The sequence below is a fragment of the Roseibium sp. SCP14 genome (assembly GCF_040329475.1).
GTDB lineage: Bacteria > Pseudomonadota > Alphaproteobacteria > Rhizobiales > Stappiaceae > Roseibium.
Genome location: NZ_JBDZYH010000001.1, coordinates 789,357 through 804,073, shown reverse-complemented (window position 1 = coordinate 804,073; position 14,717 = coordinate 789,357). Strand labels below are relative to the sequence as shown.

The 14,717-nt window shown below is 56.0% G+C and carries 12 protein-coding genes; 7 read left to right on the top strand and 5 right to left on the bottom strand.

The features are described from left to right. The first annotated feature begins 42 nt into the window (after positions 1 to 42). From ABLQ08_RS03710 to ABLQ08_RS03695, 4 genes are all read left to right on the top strand, one after another. Positions 43 to 1,629, top strand: a complete 1,587-nt coding sequence (locus tag ABLQ08_RS03710) for a peptide ABC transporter substrate-binding protein (RefSeq protein ID WP_352939703.1) — start codon at positions 43 to 45, stop codon at positions 1,627 to 1,629. 91 nt (positions 1,630 to 1,720) lie between these two features. Further along, positions 1,721 to 2,644, top strand: a complete 924-nt coding sequence (gene oppB, locus ABLQ08_RS03705) for an oligopeptide ABC transporter permease OppB (protein WP_352939701.1) — start codon at positions 1,721 to 1,723, stop codon at positions 2,642 to 2,644. A 13-nt stretch (positions 2,645 to 2,657) separates the two neighbouring features. Continuing rightward, positions 2,658 to 3,782, top strand: coding sequence for an ABC transporter permease subunit (locus tag ABLQ08_RS03700; RefSeq protein ID WP_352939699.1), 1,125 nt, complete (start codon positions 2,658 to 2,660; stop codon positions 3,780 to 3,782). 10 nt (positions 3,783 to 3,792) lie between these two features. Next, the gene (locus ABLQ08_RS03695) at positions 3,793 to 5,418 is read left to right on the top strand and encodes an ABC transporter ATP-binding protein (RefSeq protein WP_352939697.1); all 1,626 of its coding nucleotides are present in this window, start codon (positions 3,793 to 3,795) and stop codon (positions 5,416 to 5,418) included. 24 nt (positions 5,419 to 5,442) lie between these two features. Here the strand turns inward: ABLQ08_RS03695 and ABLQ08_RS03690 are convergent, their stop codons facing one another. Together ABLQ08_RS03690 and ABLQ08_RS03685 are read right to left on the bottom strand one after the other, a co-directional pair. Further along, on the bottom strand, positions 5,443 to 6,210 hold the full coding sequence (locus ABLQ08_RS03690) for a GntR family transcriptional regulator (RefSeq protein WP_352939695.1): 768 nt from the start codon (positions 6,208 to 6,210) through the stop codon (positions 5,443 to 5,445). A gap of 389 nt (positions 6,211 to 6,599) precedes the next feature. Then, positions 6,600 to 7,667, bottom strand: a complete 1,068-nt coding sequence (locus ABLQ08_RS03685; protein WP_352939693.1) for a dipeptidase — start codon at positions 7,665 to 7,667, stop codon at positions 6,600 to 6,602. A gap of 160 nt (positions 7,668 to 7,827) precedes the next feature. On the opposite strand from ABLQ08_RS03685, the gene ABLQ08_RS03680 reads away from it, so the two are divergent. Next, positions 7,828 to 8,559 carry a L,D-transpeptidase gene (locus ABLQ08_RS03680; RefSeq protein ID WP_352939691.1) on the top strand — a complete coding sequence of 244 codons (732 nt, stop codon included), beginning with the start codon at positions 7,828 to 7,830 and terminating at the stop codon, positions 8,557 to 8,559. Positions 8,560 to 8,637: 78 nt separating this feature from the next. After that, the gene (locus ABLQ08_RS03675; protein ID WP_352939689.1) at positions 8,638 to 9,171 is read left to right on the top strand and encodes a hypothetical protein; all 534 of its coding nucleotides are present in this window, start codon (positions 8,638 to 8,640) and stop codon (positions 9,169 to 9,171) included. Between the two features lie 11 nt (positions 9,172 to 9,182). Here the strand turns inward: ABLQ08_RS03675 and trhA are convergent, their stop codons facing one another. After that, positions 9,183 to 9,836: a PAQR family membrane homeostasis protein TrhA gene (gene trhA, locus ABLQ08_RS03670; RefSeq protein WP_352939687.1), complete on the bottom strand. Its 654-nt coding sequence runs from the start codon at positions 9,834 to 9,836 to the stop codon at positions 9,183 to 9,185. A 252-nt stretch (positions 9,837 to 10,088) separates the two neighbouring features. Between trhA and ABLQ08_RS03665 the strand changes: the two genes are divergently transcribed. Continuing rightward, the gene (locus tag ABLQ08_RS03665) at positions 10,089 to 11,600 is read left to right on the top strand and encodes a malonate--CoA ligase (RefSeq protein ID WP_352939685.1); all 1,512 of its coding nucleotides are present in this window, start codon (positions 10,089 to 10,091) and stop codon (positions 11,598 to 11,600) included. Between the two features lie 9 nt (positions 11,601 to 11,609). Here ABLQ08_RS03665 and ABLQ08_RS03660 read toward each other — a convergent pair whose 3' ends face one another. Then, positions 11,610 to 12,971 (bottom strand): DHA2 family efflux MFS transporter permease subunit, encoded by a 1,362-nt coding sequence (locus ABLQ08_RS03660; protein ID WP_352939683.1) that lies wholly within the window; start codon positions 12,969 to 12,971, stop codon positions 11,610 to 11,612. A 259-nt stretch (positions 12,972 to 13,230) separates the two neighbouring features. Then, on the bottom strand, positions 13,231 to 14,592 hold the full coding sequence (locus ABLQ08_RS03655) for an MFS transporter (protein ID WP_352939681.1): 1,362 nt from the start codon (positions 14,590 to 14,592) through the stop codon (positions 13,231 to 13,233). Positions 14,593 to 14,717: the final 125 nt, after the last annotated feature.

Sequence of the window (14,717 nt, the reverse complement as noted above, 5' to 3'; positions counted from 1 at the left end):
CGTTTCTTAAGCTTCAACAATAACCCACGAGGGGAGAGCGATATGTTCAAGTCCATGCGTGTAACAGCGCTTGCGGCTGCTCTAATGGCTGCTACATCACTTACCGCAGTTGCAGAGGTGGTTTACCACCGCGGCAACACCGCCGATCCGGAAACTCTGGATCAGCACAAGACTTCCACGACCTACGAAGCGCACATTCTGCGCGACCTTTACGAAGGCTTGGTTGCTTACGGCGCTGACGGCAAGGTCATCCCGGGTGTTGCGACCGATTGGACGATTTCGGACGACGGTACGGTATACACCTTCAAGCTGCGCGACGATGCCAAGTGGTCCAACGGTGACCCGGTTGTGGCAGGTGACTTCGTCTACTCGCTTCGCCGCATCATGACACCGGAAACTGGTGCCAAATACGCCAATATCCTTTATCCGATCAAGAACGCGGAAAAGGTCAACAAAGGCGAATTGAAGCCTGAAGAAATGGGCGTGAAGGCGGTTGACGACCACACGCTGGAAATTTCCCTTGAGGCGCCGACGCCTTACTTCATCGAACAGCTGACGCACCAGACCGGCCTGCCGGTTCATCCGGCGACAGTTGAGGCACACGGCACCGACTTCGTGAAGCCTGAAAACATCGTCACCAACGGTGCATATACCCTGGCCGAGTTCGTTCCGAACGCGCACGTCAAGGCGACGAAGAACCCGAACTTCCACGATGCGGACAACGTGAACGTCGACACGGTCTTCTTCTATCCGACAGAAGATCGTGGTGCTGCGCTCCGCCGTTTCCAGGCTGGTGAACTGCACACAAACAACGATGCTCCGACCGAGCAGGTTGCCTTCATGAAGGAAACCCTTGGCGATCAGTTCCGCGTAGCGCCTTATCTGGGCACTTATTACTATGCTCTGAACCACGAAGATGAGGCTTTGAGCAATCCGGAAGTTCGTCAGGCTCTGTCCATGGCGATTGACCGTGAGTTCCTTGCAGACGAAATCTGGGGTTCAACGATGGTTGCGGGTTACTCCTTCGTACCGCCGGGAATCGGCAACTACGGTGATCCGGCATTTGCCGACTACAAGGACATGTCCCAGATCGACCGCGAAGAAAAAGCGATCGAGATGCTTGAAAAGGCTGGTTTCAGCGAATCTAACCCGCTGAAGTTGACCATCAACTACAACACTTCCGAGAACCACAAGAACACGGCAGTCGCAATTGCCGACATGTGGAAGCCGCTTGGCGTTGAAGTTTCCATGCTCAACACCGACACCAAGACCCACTACGCCATGCTGCGTGACCGTCAGGACTTCGACGTCGCACGTGCCGGCTGGATTGGTGACTATTCCGACCCGCAGAACTTCCTGTTCATGGTCGAAAGCGACAACACCGGTTTCAACTACGCTCGTTACGAGAACCCGGAGTATGACGCGCTTATGGACGAAGCCGCAGCTACCATTGACCTGGAGAAGCGTGCTGAGATCCTGAAGCAGGCGGAAGAAATGTTCATGCGTGACCTGCCGTTCATCCCGCTGATGTACTACGGCTCCATGAACCTGGTTTCCGACAAGGTTTCCGGATTTGAGGACAACCTCCTCAATGTTCACCCGACCCGCTTCATAAGCATCTCCGAATAATCGATAACACCAGGACCGGCAGGGAATTCCCTGCCGGTCTTTTGCAAGGCGGCAAGCAAAGACCGCCGGCAAAACAACAGGGGCAAAGCCTATGCACCGCTATGTGCTCGGTCGATTGCTCAGCGCAATCCCGACCCTCTTTCTGATCGTTACAATTTCGTTCTTCCTGATCCGGATCGCACCAGGCGGTCCGTTTGATCTTGAACGTCCACTTGAAGCCAAGGTGATGGAGAATCTGAACAAGATCTACCATCTCGACGAGCCGCTCTGGAACCAGTACCTGCTCTACCTGAAGAGCATCGCGCAGCTGGACTTCGGCCCGAGCTTCTACTTCCGTGACTTCACCATCAACGAGTTGTTTGCGCAGAGCTTGCCGATTTCGATGCAACTCGGCCTTTCCGCGCTTTGTCTGGCTTTGGTCGTCGGCGGAGTTCTGGGGGTCTCCGCCGCGCTTCGCCAGAACCGTCCGGCCGATTACACCATCATGGCTGCCGCAACGCTTGGCGTGACCATTCCCAACTTCGTTGTCGCACCGATCTTGACGTTGATACTCGGCGTCTGGCTCGGCTGGTTACCTGTCGGTGGCTGGAACGGCGGTGCTTTCGTCAATGTTATCCTGCCGGTTGTTACCCTCGCGCTGCCCCAGGTGGCCGTTGTGGCTCGATTGACCCGCGGATCGATGATCGAGGCTCTGCGGTCCAATCACGTGAGGACTGCGCGGGCATACGGTCTGACCAGCTACATGGTCGTCGTGGTTCATGCGCTCAGAGGTGCGATCCTGCCTGTGGTTTCCTATCTCGGCCCGGCAGCCGCGGCATTGCTGACCGGTTCCGTCGTGATCGAAACCATCTTCGGGATTCCCGGCATCGGCCGCTACTTCGTGCAGGGCGCGCTCAACCGTGACTACACGCTGGTGATGGGCACCGTCGTGGTCGTCGCCTGCTTCGTTATTCTGTTCAACCTCCTCGTGGATCTGCTCTATGCGCTGCTCGATCCGCGCGTGCGCTACGATTGAGGAGGGCACTGATATGACAATTACAGCAACAAACAACGAAGTGCCCGCAAAAGGGCGGTCACTTTGGGACGATGCACGAGACCGGCTTCTGGCCAACCGTGCGGCGGTTGCCAGCATGTTCGTTCTTGCGGCGATCGCGCTGATCTCGGTCTTCGGGCCTATCCTGTCGCCACATCAGTTCGATACGGTCTACCGTGACTATGTGAAGGTGCCTGCAAGCCTGGAAGCTTACCCGAGGCCGGAACAGGTCGAACCGGCCTTCCAGCGGGTTGCCAAGCGGGCGCGGCTGACGGTGGACAGCTATGAGCGCGATGGCGATACGGTTGTTGCCAGCGTCACCTCAAGCCGTGAAATCGATCCGCGCACGTCGCGTTACTTCGACCGCAGCGATCTGTTCAAGGATGCGCAGGTCACGGATTTCTCAGACGACAACAAGTCGGCGACCATCCGGGCCAACGTCAATTACATGCATTTCTACTTCGGTACGGATGCCAATGGCCGGGACATGATGACCCGGACCTTCATTGCCGGGCGCGTCTCTTTGACCATCGGTCTGCTGGCTACCGTCGTGGCGATCTCCATCGGCGTGCTCTACGGAGCGACCTCCGGTTATCTCGGCGGTCGGGTCGATCAGATGATGATGCGTGTCGTCGATATCCTCTATTCGCTTCCGTTCATCTTCTTCGTCATCATGCTCGTCGTGTTCTTCGGCCGGAACTTCATTCTGATGTTCATTGCCGTCGGTGCGGTGGAATGGCTGGACATGGCGCGTATCGTGCGCGGTCAGACCCTGACGATCAAACGTCAGGAATATGTCCAGGCGGCCGAGGCAATGGGTGTGGAAGATGGTGGCATCGTGCGTCGGCATATCATTCCGAACACACTCGGACCGGTTGTTGTTTACATGACGCTGCTGGTGCCGAAGGTCATCCTGCTGGAAAGCTTCCTGTCCTTCCTGGGACTTGGCATTCAGGAGCCGATGACCAGCTGGGGCGTTCTGATCTCTGAAGGTGCGCGTAATCTTCAGGGTGCCGCCTGGATGCTCATCTTTCCGTCGATCTTCCTGACATCGACGCTGTTCGCGCTGAACTTCATCGGCGACGGATTGCGCGATGCCCTGGATCCGAAAGACCGGTAAGGAGATGACCATGACCAGCACAACAAACAAGACGGTCCTCTCCATCAAGGATCTGAAGGTCGATTTCGAGACTGCAACAGGCACGGTGAATGCCGTGCGTGGTGTCAACATCCACGTCGAAGCCGGTGAAACCGTTGCCATTGTTGGCGAAAGTGGTTCCGGCAAGAGCCAGACGATGATGGCCGCGATGGGGCTTCTGGCCTCAAACGGTCGCACTCAAGGGGAAGTCGTCTATGAAGACCGGAATATCCTCGGGCTTCCGATAAGAAAGCTCAACGACGTGCGTGGTGCGAAGATCACCATGATCTTCCAGGAGCCGATGACGTCGTTGGACCCGCTCTACACCATCGGCCGTCAGCTGGCGGAACCCATGGTCGTTCACGGCGGTCTGTCCTGGAAAGCGGCCACGGCCAAGGCGCTCGAACTTCTGAAGCTCGTGAACATTCCCGAGCCGGAGCGCAAGATCAAAGCTTACCCGTACGAAATGTCCGGCGGGCAGCGTCAGCGCGTGATGATCGCCATGGCTCTTGCCAACGATCCGGATGTTCTGATCGCGGACGAGCCGACAACCGCTCTTGATGTGACGACACAGGCCCAGATCCTTGACCTGTTGCGTGATCTGCAGAAGCGGCTCGGCATGGCGGTGATTTTCATCACCCACGATCTGGGCATCGTTCGCCGTATTTCCGACCGCGTCTACGTCATGAAGACCGGTGAAGTGGTGGAAAGCGGCGAAACGAAGCAGATCTTCAATCAGCCGGAGCATCCCTACACGAAGATGCTTCTGGACGCAGAACCGACCGGACACAAGCCACAGGTGCCGGACACGGCTCCGGTACTGCTGGAAGCGCAGAAGGTGGAAGTCGAATTCGAGTTGGATTCAGGTTTCCTGAAACCAAGACATGTTCTGCGTGCCGTCGACGACATCAGTTTCTCGCTCCGCAGAGGTCAGACCCTTGGTATCGTGGGCGAGAGCGGTTCGGGCAAGTCCACGCTTGGAAGGGCGGTGTTGAACCTGTTGCCGGCAGGAGGCCGGGTGGTTTTCCAGGGACAGCAGATATCGGGAAAAGACCGCAAGCAGATGCGCGCCTTGCGCAAGGACATGCAGTTGATCTTCCAGGATCCGTTCGGTTCACTTAGCCCGCGCATGACCGTCGGTCAGATCATCTCCGAGGGGCTCTTGGTGCATGAGCCGTCGCTGACGGCGAAGGACCGTGATGCACGGGCCTGCCAGGCGCTGGAAGAAGTGTCGCTTGATCCCGTCATGCGCAACCGCTATCCGCACGAGTTTTCAGGCGGTCAGCGCCAGCGTATCGCGATTGCCAGGACCATGGTGCTGAAACCCGAGCTGGTTGTGCTGGACGAGCCGACATCGGCTCTGGACCGCACCATCCAGAAACAGGTTGTCGAGCTTCTGCGCGATCTTCAGAAGGCGCACGACCTGACTTACCTGTTCATCAGCCACGACCTTGCCGTTGTCCGGGCTCTGTCCGACACGGTAATGGTGATGCAGCGAGGCAAGGTGGTCGAGGCGGGAACCGCCGATGCGATCTTTGAATCTCCGAAATGCGACTATACCAAGGAGCTGATCGGAGCGGCGATGCTGACGCAGCAGCAGATGATGGAAACGGCCTAGGCGGTTTCCGGCAAACGAAGAAAATCAGAGCCCGGCCAGAGCGACGATCTGGGCGGGCTCTTTTTCGTAGTTCTTCTGCAGTTGTTCCAGATCGGTGCCATAGAATTGGGGGGCAAGAACCACCGCACTTGAAAGAATATGGGCCTTTACCGCGTCCTTCGCACCCTGCACGTCACCTTGTTCCAGAGCTTCAAGAATGGCCTGGTGCGGCGTGACGTTGCGCCTTTGCCACGCGGCTTCCGATCTCGGAGTGGGAAGCATGACCCTTTGCAACACCATGGTGGTCCGGATGAGCACAGGTTCCAATGTCGGCATTTGCGCAACCTTGAACAGTTTCAGGTGAAGATTGCGATCCAGTTCCGCACAGCCGAAAACGTCCCTGCGCAGCCGGCACTCTTCGAACTGCCGGTCGAGATCCTTCAACTCTTCCAGTTGCCGGGGCTCAACATTTTTTGCAGCTTCCGTGATCCCGGTCGCTTCAATGTCGATGCGGAGCTTCAGCATCAACATGGCTTCAACGATACTGGGATCGGTGACGAATGTTCCCTGATAGCCACGGCGGACCACCAGGCCGAATTCCTGCAGCAGCATCAAGGCTTCGCGGATTGTTCCCTGGGAACAATTGTAATCCTGAGCCAGCGATTGCTCGGTAATCGGGCTTTCTGAATTGAATTCGCCCGTCAGGATCTTCCTTTTCAGATCCTGGTAGACCGCATCGGACTTACGCGCTCTTTTGCGGCCAGTTGTGGATTCGACATGGAGATCGGTGTCTTCTGCGAATTGACCATTCACGGCACTGCCTCCTGCTGGCATTGAGTTCGACCGGTTTCACCCAACAATACTGCCACCAGAAAACGAACGATCCGCTCACATTTCCGCTTTCCACACCAACCGGCCTGCCGGGACGGAGGGAAGGGACGATGGGGCTCACCAATGAGTTGCAACCATCGATCCGGTCTTTTCTCTGTCAATGACACTTCTCAAAGCTGCGAGAGACGAATTACGGTGGCCCGACAGAGCGCCGAATGGATACGTGGACGGCTGCAAAAAATAACAATGGATTCATTGTTTCGTGCCGCATGAGCAATTGCAATCGCTAAAGTGTAAGATCCAGTCACAAACTTGCGAGGTCCGGTTGACAGTCCGGCCCCCTGTGACCTCTGCCGGGAAGTGAAGGTGTCTCAGGCCGCAGCCTTTTCCAGTGCCGAAATCCAGTTCTTGTAAGCGATCTTTTCAATGACCGCTTCGCTGAAACCTCTGGCATCGAACAAGTCAAGCAGCCGGGAGAGGCCGGTGACGTCGCTGAGTTCATTCGGAACGATACAGCCGTCAAAATCCGAGCCGAGCGCAACACCGTCTTCGCCGAGCCTGTCCATCAGGTATGCCGCGTGATCGGCGATGATGTTCAGGTGGGTGTCGCGTGCATAGGCCCCATCAGGCCGAAGGAAAGGCACATGGAAATTGATCCCGACCAGCCCTTCGCTTTCCTTGATCGCATCCAGCTGCTTGTCGGTGAGGTTGCGGCTGCTTGGGCAAATGGAATGGGCATTCGAATGGCTGGCAACGATAGGCCTGTCAGTAATTCGGGCGAGGTCCCAGAAGCCTTTTTCGTTCAGATGGGAAACGTCCAGCAAAACGCCGAGCCTGTTGCAGGCTCTGACCAGATCTCGGCCGGCACCCGTTAGTCCAGGGCCGATGTCGGGAGACGCTGGATGGGCCATCGGGACGCCATAGCCGAAGGCATTTTCGCGGCTCCAGACCAGCCCAAGCGAGCGCAGTCCCCGCTTGTAGAAGTCCTCAAGAGCATAGAATTCGGTATCGATTGCCTCAGCCCCTTCGATGTGGAGACTGATGGCCATTTTTCCTGCCTCGACGGCAGCTCGGTTTTCTTCTGCAGATCGGCAGATTACCACCTCTCCGTCCGCTTCCGCTTCGATCTGTTCGGCCCGCTCAAGCAGTCTGTAGGTGAAGTCCTGAGCCTGTTTCTGCTCGACTTCCTGATAATTGGCCGGGTCTTTCGGATCGAAAGACTTGCTGAAGTCCTGATCCGGATTGGAAGGAACGAACATTGCGAACAGGCCCCCTGCAAAGCCTGCTTCCTGGGCGCGGACGAGATCAAGGTGTCCGGTTTCCGACCGGTCGAAAAAGCTGCGCTTCGTTCCTTTGAGTTCGTCGATTTCAAGCTTCAGCAGCGTATCGTTGTGACCATCAAAAACGGGAAAGGGGGATTTTACGTTGGCGTCGGACACGGAATTTCCTTGAAAGAAGAATCACGGGACAGGATGGCAGGATGCCTCAAGTTTTCCCAATCTAGTGGTTGTTTTGAAGAATGTAAGGCACTTTGGCCGAATGTGACTTGCAAGTGTTAAAAAGCTGGCTCAAGAAGGGGCTTCCAATTTGGGAGGTCCTATGAAGCGCCAAGATTCGTTGAACGACCAGCCATCCTCGCCGGATGCCCGCCCACTTGGCCGGCGTACATTTCTCGCCGGCGGAATCGTGCTCGCTGCGGGTGCCCTGGCTGGATGTCAAACGGTTGTAGGTCTGCCGGATCAGGCGGAATTGCCTGACGAGGATTTTGATTACGCGACTGCCTACGCCGCTCTGCCCGATGGCGATTACACCTGGCCGGCGATCAACTATACGAGTTTTGATGAGCAATACTGGCGTCAGGTCGTCGATTACAAGACCAGGGAACGGCCGGGAACGATCATCGTCGATCCGTACAACAATTTCCTCTACTGGACGCTCGGAAACAACAAGGCGTTGCGATATGGCATCGGCGTCGGACGAGCAGGCTTTGCCTGGTCCGGCGAAGCATTGATCCGCGTAAAGCGCGAACATCCGATCTGGCGCCCTCCACGGGAAATGATCGCGCGTAAACCCTCCCTGGAACGATACTGGGAAAAAGGCTTTCCTCCGGGATTGAGGAACCCGCTCGGTGCGAGAGCCATGGACCTCTGGCAAGGCTCCACAGACACCCTGTTTCGGATCCACGGAACCAACAAGCCGTCTTCCATCGGCAAGAGCGTTTCATCCGGCTGTATCCGCATGTGGCAGCAGGACGTGATCGACCTGTTTAACCGGGTTCCACTTCGGACCAAGGTTATCGTGCTCAGCGAAGATCCCAATCAGGCTGCGTGATTCTGTTTGCAAATCAGGTTGGATGCAGCTCAAATTCATTGAGTTGCATCTATTCCTGAAACGCGCGGGAGACGCCTTATGAGCAGAATACCGGTTCCCGAGGACAATGAGCTGGATGAGCGCACGCTGGCGTTCATCAGCAAACTGCCGGATCTGAACATGGTCCGCATGCTGGCGCGCACCGGCATTGCGCCGGAAATCTATCAAAGCGTTTCAGCGATTTTCAAAGACGACTGGTTTCCCGCACTGGACCGGGAAATCATGCTGTTCCGAACCGCGCACGCCAACAATTCACCATACGAGATCGGGTTTCACAAAGCGGTCTATTCTTTCCCTGCAGGTCTCGTTGAGGCAGTTCTTTCAGATAGCCTGGAAGGCCTTGATCCATGGCACAGGCGGCTTTGTGAAATGTGTGATGAGATGGCCCGGAAAACCGAGCTTTCGCCCGCGTCGGTAGACGATCTTGTGAAACATTACGGTGGCTACAACCAAGCGACACGGGCGATCTTTGTCATGTCCTGGTTCAACTGGCTGTCACGCTTTGCGGACAGCACGGGTGTGCCGCCGGAAACGGAAGATCAGCTGGCAGGGGTAAAGAGCCCCACGACCTGAGGCCAGGTTGCTCAGATGGTGGTAATCAGGGCGACGTCGTAAAACACGGCCCCGAAATGGCAAACGGCCGCGGCAAGAACGAATGCATGCCATATGGCGTTCTGAAACGGCAAACGCTTCCAGGCGTAAAACAGAGTGCCGACCGTATAGAGCAATCCGCCCGCAACGATCATGTAGAAGCTGAAGGTGGAGGCTTTTTCGATCAGCGGCTTGGCGGCGAAAACAACAACCCAGCCGAGACCGAGATAAATTGGGACAGATAGCCTTTCCAGTCCCTTCAGATGAGCCAGCTTCATGATTGCCCCGGCAAGCGCGCCTGTCCAGACAACGGCCAGAAGAATGCCCCCTGTCCAGCCGCCGACAATAATCGCTGCCAAAGGCGTGTAGGTTCCTGCGATCATCAAGAAGATTGCCGCGTGATCCAGTCGCCGAAGAAGACCGGCTTTGTGGTCTGTGGCGAACATGTTGTAGAGCGCGGAACAAATTAGCATTGTCATAAGGCAGGCCGCATAAATCATGACGGTGACCTGACGTGCGGGATCGCCTGCATTCCAAAGAGTAACGGCCAAAATGATCGTCGCAGTCAGGCCAAGGAAAATGCCGATGATGTGAATGGCGCCATCTGCAATGAATTCCGCCAGGGTCGGAGGCCTGATTGTGGTCATTCTCGAAACTCCTTCACGGAAAGTGTGACACGGCCTCTGTGGCAAGGCGAGTCACGAAATGGTTTCCGGACTGAAACACTGGAGAGTAGCCAAGCAAACGATAGAATACGGTTTGATTGACGACGGGTTATTCTAAAGTAGTAATCGGGGAGTCAGCGTTTTCCCTGATCTTGCCCTAATTGCCCAAAGTTGCTTTAAAATTTCATCTTGGAATTTTTCACCTGATTTACACCCGCAATCTGGAATTCCTTCATGAGCAACCATCTCTTCGACACTTTGACAGCTTTCATTCTCGATCTTGGCAAAGACTTTCTGATAAACCCGGATGGCTCTGCACTGACGTACAAGGAAATGCTTGCCCGGTCATCACAGTATGCCGGGGCACTGGCGAAGCTGGGTGTCAGGCCGGGCGACAGGGTAGCGGTCCAGGTCGAGAAAACCCCCGACGCCCTGATGCTTTACCTTGGTGTCATCCGGGCGGGAGCGGTGTTTGTTCCACTTAACTCCGCATATACACCGTCCGAAATGAGCTTCTTCATATCGGATGCGGAACCGGCATTGTTCGTGTGCGATCCCGTCAATGCCGACAGCTTGGCCGGAATTGCTCAGAAGGAAGGTGCAAAGCTGCAAACGCTCGATGCCTCGGGAGAAGGGAGTCTGAGCGGTCTGGCGGACAGTATGCCGACCAACTTCGAAACCAGGCCGAGAGACGGCGAAGATCTTGCAGCAATTCTGTACACGTCGGGCACGACGGGCCGTTCGAAAGGAGCGATGCTCAGCCACGACAATCTGGTTTCCAATTCGCTGACGATGAAGAAAGTTTGGCGGTTCACCGAAGACGACGTGCTTTTGCATGCAATGCCGATATTTCACGCACATGGACTGTTCGTGGCCACCAATTGCCTGATGATGGCAGGAGGTTCCATGCTTTTCCTGCCGAAGTTCGACCTCGAGCAGGTGTTGGAACTGTTGCCCAAGGCCACTGCGATGATGGGCGTTCCGACTTTCTATACCAGACTGCTTGGTTCGGATGCCTTTGACCGCGATCTGGTGCGGCATATGCGTGCGTTCATTTCCGGATCAGCCCCGTTGTCTGCCGAAGTACACAAGGAGTTCTCGCAGCGGACAGGCCATTCGATCATTGAGCGCTATGGCATGACCGAGACCAGCATGAACACCTCCAATCCGTATGACGGAGAACGCCGACCGGGCAGCGTCGGGTTTCCGCTGCCAGGAGTTGGGTTGCGTATCGTCGATGAAAAAACAGGCCGCGAAGTGTCTCCGGGCGAAGTCGGGATCATTGAGGTCAAGGGGCCGAACGTCTTTCAGGGATATTGGAGAATGCCGGCAAAAACGGCACAGGAGTTTCGCGTCGACGGCTATTTCATCACCGGCGACATGGGACGCAAGGATGAAGATGGCTACATCTCAATTGTCGGGAGAGCCAAGGACTTGATCATTTCCGGCGGCTTCAATGTCTATCCGGCCGAGGTGGAAGCGATCCTGGACAGTATTGAAGACGTTGCAGAAAGTGCAGTCATCGGTGTACCGCACCCGGATTTCGGCGAAGGCGTGATCGCGGTGCTGGCGCCAAAACCGGGTGAAACTCTGAGTGACGAACTAATTCGAACCTCTCTGGCGAACCAGCTTGCCAAGTTCAAGCAGCCGAAGAAATTCCATGTTCTGGAGGCGTTACCACGAAACACAATGGGCAAGATCCAGAAGAATGTACTTCGGGAGCGGTATCAGAACGATTTTGCGTAAACCGTTCGATCAACCCCGCGCGGGAGCGTCGTTTTCCAGAGCAACAATACAATAAACACAACAGGCTCCGAGCATCGCGGCCATGGTATAGAATATCGACGCGAAATCGGCGTGCATGGCCAGAAGGACACTACCAAGTGTCACCCCAAGCGTGCCGCCGACCAGGCGGCACGTAATGATCATACCGCTGACTTCTCCCTGCTTTTCAAGCGGCACCGAATTGACCGTAATGCGTCCTGTGGGAACCATCGAGAAAGGCAGCGCTGCGCCCCACAGCAGCAGCATGGGGGCGAGTACCCAATAGTTTTTAAAGGCAAATGTGGCGCCCAGTAGTCCGCAGCTAAGCGCGACCAGCGCCAGTGAGATAAGGACTGGTTGCTTGGCGCCCTTTCGGTCTGCATATCTACCGGCAAACGCAGCCAGAAACGGAAATGGTAAAACCGCGGCAGCGGTTCCAATTCCCGCCCACAGTGCCGAGAAACCCATCTGCAGTTGCAGGAAGTGCGGAATGAAAATCGCGACAACGATCTTGCTCATCTGCGTGAGCAGAATAACAAGGGAGCTTGCGTGAAAGGGCTTCAGAATAAACAGCCTGATGTCGATCAGCGGAAGTTTCTGTCTGGCTTCGTAACGGACAAAACCGGCAAGACCGATGACGCCAACGATCAGGGTCGAAACGATCACCGGAGAGGCCCAGCCAAAGTCGGGACCCTCCATCAGCCCGAATATGAGCGATGTCATGCCTACCAGCAACAGGACCAGGCCGACGCGGTCAACCACTGGACGCTTGAGGTCTCTGGCCGGTTCTTTCCATAAGAGACAGGTAAAGATACCGCCGACCACGACGACCGGAATGTTGATCCAGAATACCCAACGCCATGACAGAAAGTCCGTCAGTATGCCGCCGAGCATCGGTCCGATGGCCAGAAAAATCGTCGCCATTCCGGCCAAAAGGCCGATTGCACGACCGCGCTCTTCTTCATCAAATGTGAGTGTTGCCGCTGCGAGCGTTGTCGGGAACATGATAGCGGCACAAAGGCCCTGGACGACACGCATGGAGAGCAGCATTGCCGTACCGTCGGCAAACCCCGCCAGCAGACTGGCGACGGTAAATACGGAACAGCTGACGATCATTGCAGGCCGCAATCCGAACAGGTCGATCGCCTTGCCGCCAATCGCCGCCAGGCAGGTAAAGGCCAACATATAGGAGTTGATGATCCAGTGCGCTGTCGTGGCCGACATTCCCAATTCGGACCGAATGGCGGGCAGGGAGACGCCTAGGACGGTTTCGTCCAGCATCACGAGTCCACCAAGAATACCAACCGCGAGAACGAGCCCCCGTTTCCGGTCCTTTTCGGAAAGTGCCAGCATCAGCTTCCCCCGTAGTTGCCCTTGGCCACAGGTTGCAGCATAGGTCAGCTGCAATGTGAAAGCATAGTCGTTTCTGTGATTTTGTATCAAAGGTTTAAGGGGAGGAAGGCAAGCGCGGAAGGTGCTTCGTCGGTCTGTCCGCTCCACGACGAGAACGAATTCGCAAGGCGGGCAGCCGGGCCGTTTTCGGGATCCGCAGGCGCCGAGGTTCCGGAAAGAGGTTGTTCCAGGTTTGCGCTGTCACGCAAGTGTCAGCCGGTCAAACCTGCGCGGATCTCTTCCTTTTTAGTGCGACCATTCCATACGCAGAGCAAATTGCAATCAGGACGGCTGGCACCACGAAAACCGACGCAAAGCCTGCGCCAATGGCCACCAGCAAACCGCTCATGGCCATGCCGAGCGTGCTGCCAAGAAGGCGGGCGGTGATGACCAGCCCGCTAACCTCTCCCTGTTTTTCATTCGGAACCGAGCTTGTAGAAATTAGGCCTGCGGGAACCATGGCGTATGGAAGCGCGATTCCCCATAAAAGAAGGGCTGGAACAAGCATCCAGACACTCTTGAGTATCACGGCCCCCGCGATGGCCAGATTGCCCAGTGCAAGAACCGCCAAGGACACCACGACGGGTGTGCGAGGTCCATGTTTGTCCGCAAATTTTCCGGCGCGGGCAGAGAGGAATGGAAATGGGAAGACGGCGAACAACGTTCCCATACCCGCCCAGAGTGCCGAATAGGACAATTCCATTTGCAGAAAGCGCGGCACATAGATGACGACGATCATCTTGCTCATCTGGGTCAGAATGTAGATGAGTGTGCCTGTGTGAAAGGGCATGAAGCGGTACAGTCGAACATCGATCAAAGGTTCGTTGTGCCTGAGTTCAAAGATTGCAAAGGCCGCCAGACCGACTACGCCGCATAGGATAGTTCCGAAGACTGCCGGTGAAGTCCAACCAAGATCCGGTCCCTCCACCACACCGAAAATAAATGAGGTCAGGCCGACGACCAGCAGAACCAGGCCGACCAGGTCAACTTTGGGCCGTTTGACCTCCCGGTCAGGCTCTCTCCAGAGCAGGAAGGAGATGAAACCGCTCGCCAGCACGATCGGCACGTTTATCCAGAACACCCACCGCCAGGAGAGGAACTGCGTCAGAACCCCACCGACAAGTGGACCAAGGGCCAAAAAGACCGTCACCATTCCGACCAGGGTGCCGATTGCGCGGCCTCGTTCTTCTTCTTCGAAAGTGAGCGTTGTGGCCGCCAGCGCCATGGGAAACAGAATGGCGGCGCAAAGGCCCTGAATAGTGCGCATCGAGATCAGCATTGCGGCGCTGTTCGAAAATCCGGCCACGACGCTCGAGATTGCAAACACGAGGCAGGTAACCACTAGCGCCGGTCTCAAGCCGAACAAATCCAGTGCCTTGCCGCCAATTGCGGCAAAACAGGTAAAGGCGAGCAGGTAGGAGTTCACGATCCAGTGGGTTGTCGTCAAAGATAATCCCAGATCGTGCCTAATGGTGAACAGGGAGACGCCGAGAACCGTTTCATCAAGGTTCACAAGTCCACCGAAGCATCCCATCGCCAGGATAAGCCCGCGCTTCCTTGCGCTTTCGGAAAGTACAAACAAATTCCGTTTCCCGGACGGCGGCGAAATTGAACCGGACATGAGGCTGAAATCCCGACATAAGATTGCTCAGCTCGAAAGCCTTTGCGCTCTTCCAAATGGATGAATTCTAATCAGTTCTAATGTGC